19 protein-coding genes and 1 tRNA gene are annotated in these 17,946 nt (G+C 64.0%); 10 read left to right on the forward strand and 10 right to left on the reverse strand.

Going from position 1 to position 17,946, the window contains the following annotated elements; genetic code table 11:
* Positions 1–19: 19 nt before the first annotated feature.
* The 3 genes from ACP7DD_RS12505 to trmB form a co-directional block, all read right to left on the reverse strand.
* Positions 20–766 carry a LytR/AlgR family response regulator transcription factor gene (locus ACP7DD_RS12505; protein WP_426175139.1) on the reverse strand — a complete coding sequence of 249 codons (747 nt, stop codon included), beginning with the start codon at positions 764–766 and terminating at the stop codon, positions 20–22.
* A complete protein-coding gene (locus tag ACP7DD_RS12510) occupies positions 763–1,974 on the reverse strand; it encodes a sensor histidine kinase (protein ID WP_426175140.1) in 1,212 nt (403 codons plus the stop codon). The genes ACP7DD_RS12505 and ACP7DD_RS12510 overlap by 4 nt, the downstream gene beginning before the upstream one ends.
* A 111-nt stretch (positions 1,975–2,085) precedes the next feature.
* Positions 2,086–2,772 (reverse strand): tRNA (guanosine(46)-N7)-methyltransferase TrmB, encoded by a 687-nt coding sequence (trmB, locus tag ACP7DD_RS12515; RefSeq protein WP_426175217.1) that lies wholly within the window; start codon positions 2,770–2,772, stop codon positions 2,086–2,088.
* A gap of 216 nt (positions 2,773–2,988) precedes the next feature.
* On the opposite strand from trmB, the gene ACP7DD_RS12520 reads away from it, so the two are divergent.
* Positions 2,989–3,255 (forward strand): hypothetical protein, encoded by a 267-nt coding sequence (locus ACP7DD_RS12520; protein ID WP_426175141.1) that lies wholly within the window; start codon positions 2,989–2,991, stop codon positions 3,253–3,255.
* Between the two features lie 36 nt (positions 3,256–3,291).
* Here ACP7DD_RS12520 and ACP7DD_RS12525 read toward each other — a convergent pair whose 3' ends face one another.
* Positions 3,292–3,648 (reverse strand): c-type cytochrome, encoded by a 357-nt coding sequence (locus ACP7DD_RS12525; protein WP_426175142.1) that lies wholly within the window; start codon positions 3,646–3,648, stop codon positions 3,292–3,294.
* Complete coding sequence (locus ACP7DD_RS12530; RefSeq protein ID WP_426175143.1) at positions 3,645–4,187, reverse strand: c-type cytochrome; 543 nt, start codon at positions 4,185–4,187, stop codon at positions 3,645–3,647. Before ACP7DD_RS12530 ends, ACP7DD_RS12525 begins: the two co-directional genes overlap by 4 nt.
* Before the next feature lie 92 nt (positions 4,188–4,279).
* Between ACP7DD_RS12530 and ACP7DD_RS12535 the strand changes: the two genes are divergently transcribed.
* From ACP7DD_RS12535 to ACP7DD_RS12550, 4 genes are read left to right on the forward strand one after another with little or no spacing between them, the layout of a single operon-like run.
* On the forward strand, positions 4,280–4,669 hold the full coding sequence (locus ACP7DD_RS12535; RefSeq protein ID WP_426175144.1) for a c-type cytochrome: 390 nt from the start codon (positions 4,280–4,282) through the stop codon (positions 4,667–4,669).
* The gene (coxB, locus tag ACP7DD_RS12540; protein WP_426175145.1) at positions 4,666–5,613 is read left to right on the forward strand and encodes a cytochrome c oxidase subunit II; all 948 of its coding nucleotides are present in this window, start codon (positions 4,666–4,668) and stop codon (positions 5,611–5,613) included. The genes ACP7DD_RS12535 and coxB overlap by 4 nt, the downstream gene beginning before the upstream one ends.
* Positions 5,610–8,123 carry a cytochrome c oxidase subunit I gene (gene ctaD / locus ACP7DD_RS12545; protein ID WP_426175146.1) on the forward strand — a complete coding sequence of 838 codons (2,514 nt, stop codon included), beginning with the start codon at positions 5,610–5,612 and terminating at the stop codon, positions 8,121–8,123. The genes coxB and ctaD overlap by 4 nt, the downstream gene beginning before the upstream one ends.
* Positions 8,124–8,125: 2 nt before the next feature.
* Positions 8,126–8,458 carry a hypothetical protein gene (locus tag ACP7DD_RS12550; protein ID WP_426175147.1) on the forward strand — a complete coding sequence of 111 codons (333 nt, stop codon included), beginning with the start codon at positions 8,126–8,128 and terminating at the stop codon, positions 8,456–8,458.
* Positions 8,459–8,497: 39 nt separating this feature from the next.
* On the opposite strand, the gene ACP7DD_RS12555 is transcribed toward ACP7DD_RS12550, so the two are convergent.
* Together ACP7DD_RS12555 and ACP7DD_RS12560 are read right to left on the reverse strand one after the other, a co-directional pair.
* Positions 8,498–9,817, reverse strand: a complete 1,320-nt coding sequence (locus ACP7DD_RS12555; RefSeq protein ID WP_426175148.1) for a PQQ-dependent sugar dehydrogenase — start codon at positions 9,815–9,817, stop codon at positions 8,498–8,500.
* A gap of 143 nt (positions 9,818–9,960) precedes the next feature.
* Positions 9,961–10,560 (reverse strand): BPSL1445 family SYLF domain-containing lipoprotein, encoded by a 600-nt coding sequence (locus tag ACP7DD_RS12560; RefSeq protein ID WP_426175149.1) that lies wholly within the window; start codon positions 10,558–10,560, stop codon positions 9,961–9,963.
* A 245-nt stretch (positions 10,561–10,805) separates the two neighbouring features.
* On the opposite strand from ACP7DD_RS12560, the gene ACP7DD_RS12565 reads away from it, so the two are divergent.
* The 5 genes from ACP7DD_RS12565 to ACP7DD_RS12585 all read left to right on the forward strand — a co-directional run bounded on the left by ACP7DD_RS12565 (position 10,806) and on the right by ACP7DD_RS12585 (position 15,713).
* Positions 10,806–11,342 (forward strand): hypothetical protein, encoded by a 537-nt coding sequence (locus ACP7DD_RS12565; protein ID WP_426175150.1) that lies wholly within the window; start codon positions 10,806–10,808, stop codon positions 11,340–11,342.
* Positions 11,343–11,426: 84 nt separating this feature from the next.
* A complete protein-coding gene (locus tag ACP7DD_RS12570; protein ID WP_426175151.1) occupies positions 11,427–11,648 on the forward strand; it encodes a hypothetical protein in 222 nt (73 codons plus the stop codon).
* A 250-nt stretch (positions 11,649–11,898) separates the two neighbouring features.
* Positions 11,899–13,113 (forward strand): cyanophycinase, encoded by a 1,215-nt coding sequence (locus ACP7DD_RS12575; protein ID WP_426175152.1) that lies wholly within the window; start codon positions 11,899–11,901, stop codon positions 13,111–13,113.
* A 367-nt stretch (positions 13,114–13,480) separates the two neighbouring features.
* Complete coding sequence (locus ACP7DD_RS12580) at positions 13,481–13,834, forward strand: hypothetical protein (protein ID WP_426175153.1); 354 nt, start codon at positions 13,481–13,483, stop codon at positions 13,832–13,834.
* A gap of 1,534 nt (positions 13,835–15,368) precedes the next feature.
* Positions 15,369–15,713: a tyrosine-type recombinase/integrase gene (locus tag ACP7DD_RS12585; protein WP_426175218.1), complete on the forward strand. Its 345-nt coding sequence runs from the start codon at positions 15,369–15,371 to the stop codon at positions 15,711–15,713.
* A 65-nt stretch (positions 15,714–15,778) separates the two neighbouring features.
* Here the strand turns inward: ACP7DD_RS12585 and ACP7DD_RS12590 are convergent.
* The 3 genes from ACP7DD_RS12590 to ACP7DD_RS12600 form a co-directional block, all read right to left on the reverse strand.
* Positions 15,779–15,852: transfer RNA gene (locus tag ACP7DD_RS12590), tRNA-Gly, on the reverse strand.
* Positions 15,853–15,928: 76 nt separating this feature from the next.
* Complete coding sequence (locus ACP7DD_RS12595; protein ID WP_426175154.1) at positions 15,929–16,885, reverse strand: NAD(P)H-dependent flavin oxidoreductase; 957 nt, start codon at positions 16,883–16,885, stop codon at positions 15,929–15,931.
* 28 nt (positions 16,886–16,913) lie between these two features.
* Positions 16,914–17,720 (reverse strand): IclR family transcriptional regulator, encoded by an 807-nt coding sequence (locus ACP7DD_RS12600; protein WP_426175155.1) that lies wholly within the window; start codon positions 17,718–17,720, stop codon positions 16,914–16,916.
* Between the last annotated feature and the right edge of the window lie 226 nt (positions 17,721–17,946).

Consider the following 17,946-nt stretch of genomic DNA (forward strand, 5'->3'; position numbering starts at 1 on the left):
AGACAGCTTGCGTTAGCCGTCAATCCCTGAACAGATGCGCAAACGTGCGGCTCACCGGCAGCTTCTCGTCGCTGCCGCGCAGCAGCACCTCCAGTCGCTCCGCGTCCACCCTCTCCGCCGCCACGATCGCATTCACATTGACCATCGTGCCACGGTGGATCTGCCAGAACCGCGCCGGATCGAGCCCGGAGAGCAGGTCCTTCAGCGGAATGCGCACCAGCGCTTCGGAGTCGGCCAGCACCACCCGCGTGTACTTCGTGTCCGACTGGAAGAACAGCACCCGGTCGACGTCGATGAGCCGTATCTGCTTGCCCACGCTCGCCTTGATCCACTTCATGTGCTCGCGCGGGGCGCCCGGCAGCGCCGCCTTCAGGTGCCGCACGATATCCGACAGGTCCGCCGGCCGCGCGCTGAGCTTTTCGCGGATACGCCCTACCGCCTTGGCCAGCCGGTCCGCCTCCACGGGTTTGAGCAGATAGTCGACAGCGCCGGCATCGAACGCGTCGACCGCATACTGGTCGTAAGCGGTGACGAACACGATGTGCGCCAGCTTGCCGATCCGCTCGGCCACCTCGAGTCCTGACAAACCAGGCATGCGGATATCGAGGAACACGACCTCAGGCTCATGCTCGAGAAAACCATCCCACGCGTCGTTGCCGTTTTCCGCCACCAGTACCACCTGCGCTTCCGGCCACGACGCCTCCAGCATCGCCAGCAGACGTTCGCGCATCAACGGCTCGTCTTCCGCCACCAGTACCCGCGTCATTTCGATTCCCCGATCGGTACGATGATGTCGGCGATGGCGCCCTGCTCCGCTTCGCGCAAGGCCAGGCTGGCCGCAGCGCCGTAGGCCAGTTGCAGCCGGCGCCGCACATTCTCCAGGCCCATGCCGTCGCCGGGCTGCCCGCTGATGCCAACGCCGGTGTCCTCGACCCTGATGCGCGCCACGCCATTTTCCGTCAGCGCGCTCACCGCCACTGCGCCGCCACGCAGCGACGGCTCGATGCCATGCTTGATCGCGTTCTCCACCAGCGTCAGCAACAGCATGCCAGGCATGTTCAGCTGCGCCAGCGCATCGGGCAAATCGAGCGTGAAGCGCAGCCGTTCGCCGAGCCGCGCCTTCATCACCTGCAGGTAGGCCTCGACCAGCGCGAATTCCTGCCGCAGCGTGACCTGTTCGCTGCGCATTTCGGCCAGGCTGGCGCGCAGGAACGTGATCAAGTTGGCCGTCAGCTCGGCGGCGCGCGGCGCGCCCTGCTCCGCCAGCTGCTGCACGGCGCCGAGCGTGTTGAACAGGAAGTGAGGCTCTATCTGCGCCCGCAGCAGCAGCAGCTGCGACTCGGACAGTTCGCGCGCCAGCCGCTCGCGCTCTGTCTCGTGCAGCAGCTGCGCCGTCAGCGTCGCGTACTGGCGGTTGCGCAGAGTACCGACGATCACCAGCGGCAGCAGCACGATCAGCATGCCAAGCCCAAATCCATACGTGTACGCGCCGGCGGGAATCCCGCGCAAGATCTCTTCGACCGACCGTCCCGTAGCCAGGCCAAACACGGTGACGATGAACAACCCGGTCACGATGCCAATGGCGAGTCGAAGCATCACCTTGCGCTTTTTGTCGACCAGCCAGCGGTAGTTGAACCACGCCGCCATCGTCGCCCAGACGAGTGCGAAGCCCAGCACGTTGGCCATCACGACTCCTCTGAGCCAGGCGTAATCTGTCAGTAGCAGATGCGCCGCGGTGCCGATCAAGGTAAACAGGAGCAGCAATTTGGCGATGGGCACCAGCAGGAGCGCTCCGCGGTATTTGATCGAAAATTCACGCAGCTGGTGGCGCTCGATCGGCGACAGCGCCGCCAGCTTTTTGTAGAACGCCTTGCGCCAGCCAGCCGGCATCTGCTCGATCAGGCTCGGGTCCTGCAGGACGTTGATCTGCTCGTCCTCCCACTCGCGGTACCAATTCAACACGCTGCGAAACATGGCAATCCTCCTCAGACCCGTAATGTAAAGCACACACGCAGTCTAAGGAAGCGGCCCGTTTTCAGGTAGCCGGAAGTGACGAACGACGGTGCAGGAGGGACGAACGACGACTCAGGCCGGCTTTTTCGTAAACACCAGGTCCCACACGCCATGACCGAGCTTGATGCCGCGGTTTTCAAATTTGGTGAGCGGGCGGTAGGCCGGCTGCGGCGCATAGCCTTCGGCGGTATTTTGCAGCAGCGGCTCGCTGCCCAGCACTTCGAGCATCTGCACCGCGTAGTCTTCCCAGTCGGTGGCGCAGTGCAGGTAGCCGCCTGGCGCCAGCTTTTCGGCCAGCAGTTTGACGAACGGCGTTTGCAGCAGGCGGCGCTTGTTGTGGCGAGCCTTGTGCCATGGGTCCGGAAAGAACACGTGCACGCCGGCCAGCGACGCGTCAGGGATCATCTGGTTCAGCACTTCGACCGCATCGTGCTGGATCAGGCGCAGGTTGGCGATACCCTGCTCGCCGATCTGTTTGAGCAGGCTGCCCACGCCAGGCGTGTGCACTTCGACACCGATGAAGTCCTTCTCCGGCATGCCTTTGGCGATATGTGCGGTGGTGTCGCCCATGCCAAAGCCGATCTCCAGGATCACCGGCGCCTTGCGGCCGAATGCCTGTTCGAAGTCGAGCGGCGCCTTGGCGTACTCGATCAGGAACTGCGGCCCCAGTTCTTCCAGCGCGCGCGCCTGCGCGATCGACAGGCGGCCGGCACGGGTGACGAAGCTGCGGATGCGGTGCTCGCTGGGGTCGTACAGCATCGGGCGGGCGCTGCCGCTTGGAGGAGTTTCTGAAGACATGGGATGCGATGAGGGAGAATGAGGGTCGGGCGACATTATATCGCACCGCAATCGGCGCCACCGCCTGTGGCCGCCAGCGTTTGCGCGGCAGAGCTCGTGTCCGAATGTCGGCACTGACCCCGTGGGCGCAACTCGGCGGATATTTGAACGATCAGTGTTCCGACAGGTCTAACTAGCATGGAAGATACCCGTATCGAACGCTTGGAAAGCAGGTTAGATGAACTTGCTGTGGAAATGCGCACGGGGTTTCGCGCCGTAGAGACCCGCTTGTGCAAAATTGACGCAAGACTAGACCAGTGCGCGACCAAAGCCGAGCTTGGCGAACTGCGAACCGAAATGTACCGGATGAACGCAGAACTCAAAACATGGATGCTCGCTACGATGGTCACCATCATCGCCACCTCGCTGGCAGCCACGTTCGGTTTGCATCACTGGAGCTCTTGATGCGTGGCGCGCTTTTGCGCTATCCGCGCCATCGGGCTAACGCAGCGTCAGCAAATATGCAGCCATGTCGCGCGCATCGGCCTCGGACACATCGAGCACCGGCATCGCCGTCAGCGGATCGATCTGCTTCGGGTTGCGGATCCACTTGATCAGGTTCTCCTGGTTGTTCGGCAGGGCGCCGGCGATGAAGCGGCGCTCGGCCAGCTTGTCGAGCGGGCGCCCGACATACACCTCCGAACCTGTCACGCCGGGGATCATGTGGCACGCCCGGCAGGCGTACTGGTTCAACGCAACCCGGCCGCGCTCCGGGTTGCCCTGCACGCCGGCCGGCAGCGGACGTTCGCCGCAGCCGGCCAGCGCCAGCACCAGCGGCACCAGTGCGGCGCGCGTCATCGCGCTACCTCGCCGGCGGTGATGTCGGCGTAGGACTTCGGCGTCAGCGCCGGCAGCTGCTGCAAGAAAGCGACCACCGCCCACAGCTCGGCGTCGGCCATGTGGTACTCCCATGCCGGCATGCCGCTCATCTTGATGCCGTTCTTGGTGATCCAGTACAGCTCACCGGCATTCCAGTGGCGCGAGGCGTCGACCAGCGGCCCGGGCAGCGGCTGCATGCTCTTGCCCCAGTCGGACTGCGCAAACCCGGGCCCGCCGTGGCAATGGGCGCAGTTGTCGCGGTATAGCACGGCGCCGCGCCTGACCTGCTGCGCCGACGTCAGGTCGGGCGCCAGCACCTTGCGGGCGTGGTGGCGCACCGAGTCGCGCATGCCCTGTTCGAGCAGCGTGTGGACGACCTGGAAATGCTGCTGCGTGGCGGCGATGTTGTACCAGCCGCCGCGCAGCACCAGCGCGCCGACCAGGCCGGCGCCGACCGCGCCGAGCAGCACGGTAGCGGCGGCGGTCTTGAACATCAGGCGGGTGCGGTTGGCCAGCATTGAGGGTGTCCGATTGGCGTGTTCTATTGAAAAAAAGCCACTATTGTTTTCTTGTATTATATATATCCATCCAGTCGTGGCAGGATTCTAACGTGCGCGTGTTTTCAATTCTGGCCGCCGGCCCGGGCGCCATCGCGGCGACCTTGTGCGCCTTGGCGCTGGCCGCCTGCGGCAAGCAGCACGCACCGATGCGGGTGGACGGCGGCGACGCCAAACTGGGCATGCGCCTGATGGAGCAGTACCAGTGCGGCGCCTGCCACGCGATCCCGGAAGTGGCGGCCGCGCGCGGCACGCTCGGCCCGCCGCTCGCACACTTTGGCCGGCGCAGCTACATCGCCGGCGCCATTCCCAACCTGCCCGATCCGCTCACCGAGTGGCTGGTCAACCCGCCCGCCATGAAGCCCGGCACGACGATGCCGAACCTGGGCGTGTCGCCGGCCGAAGCGCGCCACATTGCGGCCTACCTGTACGAGTTGCGATGAGCGGCCCGCTGCAGTCGGTGCTGCATCCGGCCGGTCCCGATGCGGCCATCATCGGCCAGTTCGCGTGGGTGATGTTCGCCGCCGGCGCGGTGATCCTCGTTGCGGTGATGGCCCTGCTGGCGCTTGGCCTGCGCGGCGAAGGTCGCCCGGTGCGGCCGATGCGCTGGATTGCCGGCCTTGGCGTCGCTTTTCCGGTGCTGGTGCTGACGGCGCTGCTGGGATGGAGCACTTGGCAAAGCGCGAAGCTGACGGCGCAGTCGTCGCAGCAGTCGCTGGCCATCGCCGTCACCGCCAAGATGTGGTGGTGGGAGGTGCGCTACACCGACAAGGCGAGCGGCCGCGAGATCGTCACCGCCAATGAAATCCACATTCCCACAGGGCGCCCGGTCTACCTGGGCCTGACCACCAGCGACGTGATCCACAGCTTCTGGGTGCCGGCGCTGGGCGGCAAGAAGGACATGGTGCCTGGCCACGTCACCGGCCTGACGCTGCACGCCGACAAACCCGGCATCTACCGCGGCCAGTGCGCCGAATACTGCGGCGAACAGCACGCGCGCATGGCGCTGCACGTGGTGGCCCAAACGCCGGCGCAGTTCGACGCCTGGCTGGCTGGCCAGCTGCCGCCGGCCGCGGCGCCGACCGACGCGCTGCTTGCGCGCGGGCGCCAGGCCTTCCTCGACCAGCGCTGCAGCGCGTGCCACACGATCCGCGGCGTCAGCGGCAGCGGCAGCGGCGGCGGCGTCAATGCGCTCGGCCCCGACCTGACCCACGTCGGCAGCCGCATGCACATCGCCGCCGGCACGTTGCGCAACCACCGCGCCAGCCTGGCCGACTGGATCGCCGACCCGCAGCGCGTCAAGCCGGGTGCGCGCATGCCGGCCGCCGCCGACATCGACGCCGACACCCTGCGCGCCCTTGCCACTTATCTCGAGCACCTGAAATGATTGAAGCCGATCCTGTATTTTTACCCAGTTCCCTGCCGCGTCCCGCCGGCGAACTGGCCGGCCTGGAAGCGCCGTGGAAGACGCCGACCGGCTGGCGCTTCTTCTCGAGCGTGAACAACACCAGCATCGGCCTGCTGTACATCGGCACCGCGCTGCTGTTCTTCATCCTGGCCGGCATCCTTGGCCTGTTGATGCGCGCGCAACTGGCGGTGCCGGACAACACGCTGCTGAGCGCCGCCACCTACAACCAGGTGTTCACCATGCACGGCACGGTGATGATGTTCCTGTTCGCCATTCCCGTCGTCGAAGCGATCGCGGTCTACCTGCTGCCAAACATGCTCGGGGCACGTGACCTGCCGTTCCCGCGCCTGTCGGCGTACGCGTTCTGGGCCTATGCGATCGGCGGGCTGGCGTTTTTCTGCACGCTGTTCGCCGGGCTGGCGCCGGACGGCGGCTGGTTCATGTATCCGCCGCTGACGGGCAAGGAGTATTCGCCCGGACTGAACGCCGATTTCTGGCTGCTGGGGATCGGCTTCATCGAGATTTCGGCGATCGCGGGCGCCATTGAACTGATCGTCGGCATCCTGTTTACCCGCGCGCCCGGCATGACGCTTGGCCGCATGCCGGTATATGCCTGGGCGATGCTGGTGGTGGCGGTGATGATCGTGTTCGCCTTCCCGGCGATCATCGCCGGCACCGCGCTGCTCGAGCTCGAGCGCGCCTACGACTGGCCGTTCTTCATCGCCGAGCGCGGCGGCGACCCGCTGCTGTGGCAGCACCTGTTCTGGTTCTTCGGCCATCCGGAGGTGTACATCATCTTCCTGCCGGCGGCCGGCATGGTGTCGACGATGATCCCGACGATTGCCGGCACGCCGCTGATCGGGCGCCGGCCGATTATCGTCGCGCTGGTGGCGGTGGGCTTTTTCAGCTTCGCGCTGTGGGCGCACCACATGTTCACCGCCGGCCTCGGCGTGCTCGAGATGAGCTTCGTGTCGGCCGCCAGCATGGCCGTCGCGGTGCCGACCGCGATCCAGGTATTCGGCTGGATCGCCACGCTCTGGCGCGGCAAGGTGACGATCACCGGACCGACGCTGTTCCTGCTCGGGTTCATGTTCATCTTCGTGCTCGGCGGGCTGACCGGCGTGATGGTGGCGGTGCTGCCGTTCGACTGGCAGGTGCACGATACCTACTTCATCGTCGCCCACCTGCACTACGTGCTCATCGGCGGCATGGTGTTCCCGGTGTTTGCGGCGATGTATTACTGGATCCCGCTCATCAATGGCCACCGGCTGTCCGAATCGCTGGCGCGGTGGGTGTTCGGCCTGATGTTCGGCGGCTTCAACCTGGCGTTCTTCCCGATGCACATCACCGGCCTGCTCGGCATGCCGCGCCGCGTGTACACCTACGCACCCGAGCTGGGATGGAACGCGCTGAACATGCTGTCGACGGTGGGCGCCTTCATCTTCGCCGCCGGCGTGCTGTTGTTTATCGTCGACGCGGTGCGCACGTTTCGCAAGCCTGAAAAAGGGGTCGGCAATCCGTGGAACGCGGCGACGCTCGAGTGGCTGCCGTCGGAAGACTACGGCAATCGCAGCATCCCGCACATCGTGTCGATGGACCCGCTGTGGGACCAGCCGGCGCTGGCAGAGGAAGTCGAAGCCGGCCGCCACTATCTGCCGGGCAGCGCCACCGGCAAGCGCGAGACGATCGTCACCAGTCCGGTCAGCGGCGAGCCGCGCTACCTGCTGATCCTGCCGACCGACAGCTGGTGGCCGCTGATCGCCGCCGCCGGCACCGCCGGCTTTTTCCTGCTGCTGACCGTGAAGATGACGCTCACCGCGTGGGCCTGCGCGATCATGGCGATGGTCGGCATCGTCGCGTGGCTGTGGCAGTCGGACCGCCCGCCGCCGATGGCAAGCGCGAAGGTGTCCGACAAGTTGACGCTGCCGATCGGCGCCAGCGGCACCGCATCGATGTCGTGGTGGGCGACGATCATCATGCTGGTGGTCGACGCCACCATCTTTGCCTCGTTCGTGTTCGCCTACATCCACATCTCGATGCGGCTGACGGTATGCCCGCCGCCGAACGCCGCGCTGGCCGATCCGCTGTGGCCCCTGCTGTCGGGCGGCCTGCTGCTGGCCGGGTCGGCCCTGATCGTGCTGTCGAAGCGGTTCCTCGTCAAGCCGATGCTGCCCTGGCTGGTGCTCGCCGCGATGGCGTGCATGGTGGCCGCTTTCGCGTGCGACTTCAACGGCCAGCGCCTGGCCGGGCTGGAGCCGACGCGCCAGGCATGGAGCGCGACGGTGGCCGCCATGCTGGCCTACCAGGGACTGCACGTTGCCGGCATGGTCATCACGGGGCTGTATCTGTGCGCGCGCGCGTGGAACGGCCATGTGCGCCAGAGCAGCCGCGCCACGCTCGACAACACTGCGCTGATGTGGCACTACACGACGCTGCAGGGGATCGCCGCATCGGTGGCGATCCATCTCGTGCCCAAGCTGATGGGATGACCATGCGCGACCATTTCTGGAGTCGGCTGCTGCACGGCACTTTGCCACTGATGGTGTGGGCGGCGCACTGGTTCGCCGCTTACGTGCTGGTAGCGGCGCAATGCAGCCCGGCGGCGATTTCGCCGGAGTCGCCGCGGCGCTGGATGCTGTGGGTGCTGTCGGCGTTGGCCCTGGCGGCGTGCGCGCTGATGCTGTGGCGCGCCCGCAGGACGCTGCGCCACGCCGGCGGCGACATCAGCCTGCTCGACTGGGCGGCGGCCGGCAGCGCGGTCCTGGCGACGATGGGCATCGTGTGGACGACTCTGCCCATGCTGCTGGTCGACGGCTGCAGGTGACACCGTCTGCCATGCTGGCAGTGCGCCAGCGTCACAGCGCTACTGCGCCGGCTTGACGCGCCAGATCACGTTGCCCACATCGTCAGCGACCAGCAGCGCGCCGGCCTTGTCCACCGCCACACCGACCGGGCGGCCGTACGCGTCGCCGTCCTTGTTGACGAAACCGGTCAGCACTTCGATCGGCTTGCCATTCGGTTTGCCGCCGACGAACGGGACGAAGACGACGTTGTAGCCGTTGAGCGGCTTGCGGTTCCACGAGCCGTGCTGGCCAATAAAGGCGCCGCCGGCGTACGTCGCCGGGAACAGGCTGCCCTCGTAGAACACCATGCCGAGCGGCGCGACGTGGGTGCCGAGCGCATAGTCCGGCTTGATGGCCTTGGCCACCAGGTCAGGCCGCGGCGGCTCGACCCGCTTGTCGACGTGGCTGCCGTAATAGCTGTACGGCCAGCCGTAGAAGGCGCCGTCCTTGACCGACGTCAGGTAGTCGGGCACCAGGTCGCTGCCCAGTTCGTCGCGCTCGTTCACGACGGTCCACAACTCCCCGCTTTGCGGCTGCCAGCCCATGCCGTTCGGGTTGCGCAGGCCCGACGCGAACAGGCGCGTGGCCGAGGTCTTCAGGTCGATCTCGAGGATCGCGGCGCGGTTCACTTCCTTGTCCATGCCATTTTCGGCGACATTGCTGTTGGAGCCGACCGTCGCGTACAGCTTGCTGCCGTCCTTGCTGGCGATGATGTTCTTGGTCCAGTGGTGGTTCAGCGGACCGCCAGGCAGCGCCGCGACCGTGACCGGCGCCGCGGTGATCGTCGTATCGCCCGCCTTGTACGGGAAGCGCACCACCGCGTCGGTGTTGGCGACATACAGCATGTCGCCGATCAGCGCGATGCCGAACGGCGAATTGAGATTTTTGAGGAATTCGGTGCGCGTCTCGGCGACGCCATCGCCGTCGGCGTCGCGCAGCAAGGTGATGCGGTTCGGGCTCGGTACCGCGGCGCCGGCCTTGGCCATCACTTTTTTCATGACGAAGCCCTTGATGCCCTTGCCGTCTTCCGGCCGCGGCGGCGCGTTGGTCTCGACGACCAGCACGTCACCGTTGGGCAGCACGTGCAGCCAGCGCGGGTGCACTAGGCCAGTGGCCAGCGCGTTGACCACCATGCCGGACGCCGCGGTCGGCATTACGCCGGCCGGCCAGCCCTTGGCCGGCGCGATGTCGACGGTGGGGATCAGGCTCTTGACCGGCTCGGGAATGACCGGTGCCGGGCCGACGCCCGCGGTCGATGGCAGCAGGGCTTTTTCGCTGCAGGCTGCCAGGCTCAGGACTAGGCTGGCTGCAAGCAGGCGCACAGGGACGGCGTCACGCATGGGTTTCTCCTTGAATGGTGGGGCAATAGTCGAACTCGTCCGATTTTATACAATTTGGACAACATTGTTCGCCCGATAGGACGCGGCGCGCCCTACCTCCACCGCACACCAGAAGAAGCCGGTACCGCCGGCCCGCGCCGCGGCTACAAATTGATCGGCGTGATTTTGGTGCCTTCCAGACTCAGGTTGGCCATCAGTCCCGCGTTGGTCATCACAATCACCTGCACCGGCTGGGTCGCGGTGGTGGTGTCGATCTGGCCGTTGGCGCCCACTCTCACCAGTGCCACCGACGCGTCGGCGCCGAGGTTCCAGCCGCCGTGGCTGCCCGCCTGGAATTTTTCCAGCGAGTCGCGCGTCATGAACAGGATCACCATGGCTTTCGACTGGGCGCCGGCCTGGAAGCCGACCGACAGCGACGCCAGATTGTAGTAGCCGCTGTGTTTTGCTTTGACGCGTAGTTCGCCTCTGCCATATTCGCCGCCGACGACGAAGCCGGCCGCGAGCACGCGCGGAAACACCAACACGCCTTCGGCCTTCGACACCAGCTCGCGCGAGCCGGCCGCCTGGGAATACAGTCGCGTCAGCGTCGTGTCCACGCCAGTGCGAATTTCGGTACGCACGGCGGCATTGTCGGCCTGGCCCGCTGTGGAGGACGTATCCTTCGTCATGCTGCACCCGCTAAGGGCCAAGGCTGACAAGGCGAGCACCGCCGTGGTGTGAAGCAGGAAGCTGCGCTTTTGCATGAGATTCTCCGGTCGTTGATAAATCAAGATTCCGAGATCGAACACCCGCTAACCCGATTTTACGCTTTGGGCCTGCGCGCGCAGCACGCACGCGCACTTTCCTGCGGCCGCGTTGCGTCGCCGTCACGACGGAAAGGACCGGGGATACGGGTAGCGAATAAATATTGTTGCCACAGGGTCGCCAACATGATCTTTTCCACTAGTTTTCAGGCAACATGGGCGTTCAACTCTTGACGGAATCCTTCATGAAACTCGCAGTCGTGCTGGTGGCCGGCCTGGCCATTTCGCTTGACGCATCAGCGGCGCCTCGTTCGGAAATCGACATCAAGCGCGGCGTTGCGGATGTCGTCGAGCGCTACGCGAATGCTGTCTCCTGCGGCGGCGTATCGATAAAGCCAGAAGATGTGCTGACGTTGAGCGCGTACCAGGACGACGGCGGTTTAGCGCTGTCGAAATACGCGGTGTTATGGCACGGCGACCTCGGTTGCATGGAGGGCTCCGGAGCGGAAATGACGCGCCTGTCGATCGCCACCATCAATACCGGCCAGTACGTCGTTCAGCCGGAACTCTCATCACCGGTGGCCGCCTTCGACAGTCCGGTTCGTTTCGTCAGCCGGGGCGTCAGCAGCGACGCCGATGCGCTGGTACTCGAGGGCATCGAATACGCGCCGAATGACCCGCGCAGCGCGCCATCGATACCGGTCCGCTTTACCTTGCGAATGGACGCGAAAGGCGGCTGGAGGCTCGTAGACAAGATCAGGATCGCCACTACCAAACCTTGAAACGAACCGGTCATAAACACGGCGTATGCTGCAACGGCGGCGGAGAAATTCCTGGTCAGCCGTTGCCAATCAAGGGAGAACGATATGATCCAGACTCAATTGTCCGAGCCGACACCCGTCGACGAATTCCGCACTGCCCACAAGATCTGGAAGGAAGCGAACGACAGCTTCCATGACCGGTTTCAGGAAATTGTCACGCGGGGCAAGGGGCAGGATCTCGACGCCCTGGCCCAGGATTTGGCGGGCAAGTTCGATCACTTCATGCGCTGTTCGAAGGTACTGGTCGATCGAAAGGAGCACGTATAACAAAGGGGGAGTCGGTGCTGTCACATGTGTTTTTCGCATAGAACATCAACGCCCGGTTGAAGTTATTGACCCGGATATGCGTTTGCTTCCACGGCTGATCCACATTCGCCATGCAGACGCTGCCGGGAAAAGTTCATCTCCGCCCACGACCTTCTCGGGCAAATTTGTCAATTTAGATAAATATTTAACACAGCGCTTCGGCGCTGTTTTTTATGAGTAGAATGGACAATCTTTAGCCTGGGAGTGGACCGTGACCAATTTTCTATACGAAGCGTTGGGCCAGAAGCGCGCATGGCGCATCGTCTGCAACTCCGTCCTGGCGCTGTCGCTGACGACGGCGATCGGCGCCGCTTACGCAGGTAAACCCCCGCCGTACACCTATACCTCGGTTGGCAACCCCGCTACCGCACCCACCGTCGGCTCCGTGCAACCATATCCATCGTATGTGTTGATGGGCGGCGGCCCCGATGTGGATGAAGCATTTCGGTGGATGATCAAGCAGGCGGGCGTGCGTCCTGGAACCGGCGGTCGTCTGGTGGTAATTCGCGTTACCGGCGATGGCGCTTATAACCCGTATATCTATTACAGCAGCCCTTCTTCGTCGACCGCTTCCGCCGACATCGTCGATGGCTGGGTCGGTGGTGCATCGCTCGGGCTGACGTCGGTCGAGACGCTCGTCATCCCGAGCATCGCCGCGGCGAACGACGCGTTCGTCAACGCAACCGTCGGCCGCGCCAACGCGGTATGGATCGCCGGTGGCGACCAGAGCGATTACATCAAGCTGTGGAAGGGCCAGGCGCTCGAGCGCACCTTGAACACGCTGATGAAGAACAACATCCCGGTCGGCGGTACCAGCGCGGGACTCGCTGTACTGGGTCAGTTCGACTACGCGGCCTTAAGCGGCACCGTCACTTCGGCGCAGGCGATGAGCAACCCGTACAACAAATACATGACGCTCGATCCGGCGCCGCTGAGCACGTCCGGTGGCTTCCTTGCACCGCCGGCTTTGGCCAATACCATCTTCGACTCGCACCTCGATGCGCGCGACCGCATGGGGCGCCTGGTGACGTTCGTATCGCGCCTGGTGGCTAGCTATCCGGGATCGGGCTCCCAACAGTTCGGCTGCACCGGCGGTGTGCTTGCCAATAATGCGGCCAAGGGAATTGGCGTGAGCGTGGAATCGGCGCTGCTGGTGAATTGGGATCCGGTGAATGGCCACTACGCCGGCCGGCGGGTGACCAACACCCCTGCTCCGACTACCGAAGCTGCCGTCTATTTCGTCAACGTGACGCAGGGTCCGACCTTGTGCGCGTCCGGCAAGCCGCTGACGATTGGCGCATCGGCGGTACAGATTCGCAAATTGGCTGACTCGGACACGGTGATTAATATGTCGGACTGGTCGAGCTTTCCGATTCACCGGTCGGTCGGCGTGACTGCCGGCGTGCTGTCGCCCGATCCGTATTGAGTTGCGCGCGCGGAAATGAACTGCATCGAGACGCCTGACGCCAGAAGGAAAGGCCCGCGTCGCCAAGAACGCCAGCATGCCGAACTCGGCGGCGGCAAGTCGCCGCCATGATGGCCGACCTGGCGGCGGCGATGCCGCGGTTGAAGGCTATCGAAGCGGCGCATCGCCGGCGCTGATGGTACGGCGACCTGCGCCGCATTATTGATCAGATCAATGAAAGCGCCAGGCGTCGGCCAGTTCATGCCAAATTTTAGCTTAGTCATGCTGGAATTTGGCACATGATCGCCGAAGCCCTGTTCACCCCTGCCCAGCAGAAACTGCTCGCCGTGCTCTTCGTCCGGGTCGACGAGGCGCTGCCTCAGACTTCTTGGCCAATTTGGCCCAGATCCGCAAGCTCAAGGCGGAGCCGTCAAGCCCGCGTGAATTCGACGGCTTGCTGCGCTCGGCCGTCGAGCGCGCCACCGACGCGCACAATGCCGGCTTGTCGCTGGCGAGCCGCTTCACGCTGGCCTACGACGCCTCCCACGCGCTCGCGCTCGCGCTCGCCGCGCTGCGCGCGCACGGCTATCGCAGCGAGGACCGCGACCAGTCGGGCGCCAAGATCGGTTACATCGCGTCGAGCAGAACCTGCACGACCTGGGTGAGGTGCGCGACTGGACCCCGGCGCGCCATAACGCCCTGCGCGCGCGCTGGAGCGAAAACCCCAAGCACCAGAGCCTAGACTACTGGAAGCAGCTGTTCGAGTACATCGCCGACCACTGCGATTTCATGACCGGCCGTGCGGCCGGCAAGTCGAAGTGGACCGCCAACCTCGAATGGGTCGCCCAGCAAGTCAATTCCGTCAAAATCCGCGAGCGCAACTATGAAAACGATTCACCAATTCGGCACACCCGGCGTGGACGACGCCACCCCGCACGCCGTGTACGCCGAGCAGTCCGTGATCGACGCCCTGAAGCCGACAAAGGCGTGCCGGCAAGCCACTCCTGCTAGCCGCAGTGCATCCAAAGCGCCAGGACATATTTCGATCCGTGGCGCTTAGGCCCGAGTTGAGTCAGGAGGCTACTGCTTTCCTAGTTGCAAGGATACGCCGCGGCGAGTTGCGCACGCGACTTGGCGATTGCGGATGTTGGAGGCTCATCCACGGTCATCGTGTTGTCGGTGAACTTGAAGCCATACTTTGGGTCCGCTACGGTCGCCGCAGTAACCACGTCGTCTCCCTGCGGCTTCGCGCCGCCACTTTCCCAGCTCACCATGTCCTGGAATGCCTTCACCTGCTCAGTGACCGTGAAATCGCAGTGCGCCACGCCACGGATCGCGCGCTGCACCAGCCGCCCGGATGTGCCTTGGGCGTCGGCCCGTTTCTTGAAGATCTGCTCCATGCTGAAGGGCACATACATGTCGCCCAGCCCATGGAGCGTAACGACCGGGATATTGAAGCGCGCATTGGTCTTGGGCACCCAGCGCAGTCCATCCCTGCGTAGGCGGTTCGCGTCCGGCGTCGCCTGGACCCGGTAGATCGTATTGTTGAAGGCGGCTTCTTCCGCCGACAGCGCAGGCAAATTGTCCAGTTGATAGACGAGATCCTTGGTCGACACCACATCCTCGTTCAGGATGCCCAGCATCTTGCCGTCGCGCCCGAACGTGCCCCAGGCCGTATCGGTGTAAGGGCTGGCAAAGCCAACCTCGAACATCGGGCGCTGGCCGCCGGTGAGGTTCTGCGCAATGGTCTTGAGCTTGTTGCCCAGCTCTGTCGTGACGCCGGTGGCCGAAGTGCTGGGGAAAGTTGTGAACAGTGCGCTCTTGACCGTGGGCTGCAACGTTTCCCAGTTTGTTACCGGCCAGGTAGTAGCGGGCACGCCGGCAAGCTGCATGGCCGCGGTCTGGTAGGCAGCGAGGAAGTCATACAGCTCGGTGTCGCCCAGCACGCCGCACATGGGCACTGCGCCGTCGTATTTCACCTTGTGATTGGCATAGTCGGCCGCCTCGGCATCAATGGCTGCGGCCGTCACGTGACCGCCCATGGAAACGCCAATAATATAAGTCTTGCTGGGCGCTGACAGTGCGCGGCCATTGGCGGCGGCGATCCGGTTGAACGCGAGCGCCAGTGCATTGGTATCTTCTACGCCGGCGCGGACATCATAGTAGTTCTTGGAATAGCTCGAGGCCGCCCAGGCATAGCCCTGTGCGATCAGGTAATCCTCAACGGCCACCTGATCGTCACCCAGGGCAAGACCAAGCAGGCGCTGCGCATCATCATCGCTGGCGAGCTGGCCGAGCTGCTGGTGCGCATCCGCGCGCGCAAGGCCGACCACAAGATCGTTACTTCCGCGCTGCTGGTCAACCTGCAGGGCAAGCGCCTGACTCCGGCTGTGCTGCGCAACCACTTCGACGATGCGCGCGCCCTGGCGGCCAAAGCGCACCCAGCGATGGCCGCCGACATCAAGGCTTTCCATTTCTACGACCTGCGCGCGAAGGCCGCCGACGACACCAGCGACGAGCGCGGCGTGCAGGCGGCAATTGATCTTTTGGGGCACGACAGTGTGAAGACAACCAAGCGGCATTACCTACGCCGGGGCAAGATTGTAGATTCGACGAAATAGGATTTTGGGGAGCAAATCCACTTTTGCGGAGCAGAGAACGGCCAGAAAAAGCGCCAATTTACCTATGGAGCGGGTGAAGGGAATCGAACCCTCGTCGTAAGCTTGGGAAGCTTCTGCTCTACCATTGAGCTACACCCGCGTAGCCCGCATTTTACGCGCGTTCTGGCATCTTTGACAAATTCAAGGTGCCGCCACCCTTTTTTCAGACCGGCGGATCAGCACCCCAGCCGCTGGCGCGCCGCGCGATACTCGTCCTGCAGCCGCGCCACCACTTGCGCCACCGGCATCACCTGCTTGACCGCGCCGATACCCTGCCCCGCGCCCCAAATGTCCTTCCACGCCTTTGGCCTTGAGCTGCCGGCGCTGAAGTCCATTTTCGATGGATCGGCAATCGCCATGTTGTCCGGGTCAAGTCCGCCGTTGACGAGGCTGTCGCGCAAATAATTGCCGTGCACTCCGGTGATGAAATTTGTCAGCACGATCTGCGACGCGCTGCTCTCGACCACCATTTGCTTGTAGGCCGGAGCAGCGTTGGCTTCTTCCGTGGCGATGAATGCCGAGCCAATGTACGCCAGGTCCGCGCCTGCCGCCTGGGCGGCCAGAATCGCGTTGCCATTGGCGATGGCGCCGGACAGCAGCAGCGGCCCGTCAAACCATTCGCGAATCTCCTGGATCAGCGCAAACGGTGACTGTGCCCCGGTATGTCCGCCGGCGCCGGCCGCCACCGCGATGAGTCCGTCGGCGCCCTTCTCGATCGCCTTGCGCGCGAACTTGTTGTTGATGACATCGTGCAGGACGATGCCGCCGTAAGATTGAATCGCCTGATTGACGTCTTCGCGCGCGCCAAGGGAAGTAATCACAATCGGCACCTTGTGCTCGACGCACACCGCCAGGTCGTGATCGAGCCGCACATTGGAGCGATGCGCGATCAGGTTGACGGCAAAAGGCGCCGACGGCTGATCAGGGTGTAACCGGTCGTGCTCCGCCAATTCAGCCGCAATGCGTGTGAGCCATTCGCCGAATGCCGCTTCCGGCCGCGCATTCAGGGATGGAAAGGAGCCGACCACCCCGGCCTTGCATTGCGCAATCACCAGCTCCAGGCTGGAGACGATAAACATTGGCGAGCAAACGACGGGCAGTCTGAGGCCCTGAAAAATCGCTGGCACTGGCATCTGAATCCTTTGTTAACTGAGTAGAAAATCAACCTTGTCCGTGACTCGCATCGGCGAGATTGGCGCCGATGATCGCAGCCTCACGTTTCAGCGCGGCAGCCAGCTGCTTCTCGCGCGCGGTGACGCGTTCGGACAGGGCGACGATCGACAGCGCGGCGACCGGCCGGCCGTCGCGGTCCATCACCGCCACCGCAGCGCCGCCGATGCGGTCGACCACCACGTCGATCAGCATCGCGTGGCCGTCGCGTCGCGCCGCGTCGATACGCTCGCTTAGCAACTCGGCGCTGATCCGGGGGAAACTTGCCAGCCGCGGCGGAATCTTCGACAACGCCGCCTCGCGTTCGGCATCGCTCATCGCCGCGAGCAGCGCGATGCCGCCGGAGCCGACGCCGAGCGTGCGCCGGCTGCCCAGTTGCTGGTAATTCGCCTGGATCGGGTAACTGCCCATCTGCACATCGACACAGACGGTTTCAACGCCGCTTAGCACCGACAAGATCACCGTGTCCTCGAACTCGCCGGCCAGGCGCACCATGCTGGCGCGGCTGGCCAGGCGCCAGTCGAACCGCTCCTGCCCGTAGGACCCAATGCGGGCGATCTCCGGTCCGAAGGTATAGCGCTTGCTCAGCGGATCGCGCACCACCATCTCTTCGCGCATCAGGGCGTCGAGCACGCGCATGGCAGTCGATTTTTCCATGCCGCAGTAGGTCGCGATATCGGTCAAGCGCGCATTGCGCGGATCGGTCATCGCCTTCAGGATGCGGCACGCTTTTTCGATCGAGCCGGCTACGCCATTGCCCCCACGTTCAGTCGCTTGCCCCTTGTCGTCGCTTGTCATGTGGAACCCTGTCGCTTCACCGTACACCTGTGGAACGAGAATCATGCCATCCAATCGCGATTGCACCAAGCGCTACGTGGAATTTTGCATGTTATTGCGTACAGCGCAACCAATAAATGCCTCAATAACGGGCTCATAGCAAGGCAGTGCGAACAAATCCGCCGATTCGATTGCATTACACGAAATAACTCGCTACTATAAAACACCACGTCGATTCAATCATTTG

It is taken from the genome of Massilia sp. TWR1-2-2, from assembly GCF_049897565.1.
Classification (GTDB): domain Bacteria; phylum Pseudomonadota; class Gammaproteobacteria; order Burkholderiales; family Burkholderiaceae_D; genus JAFCUW01.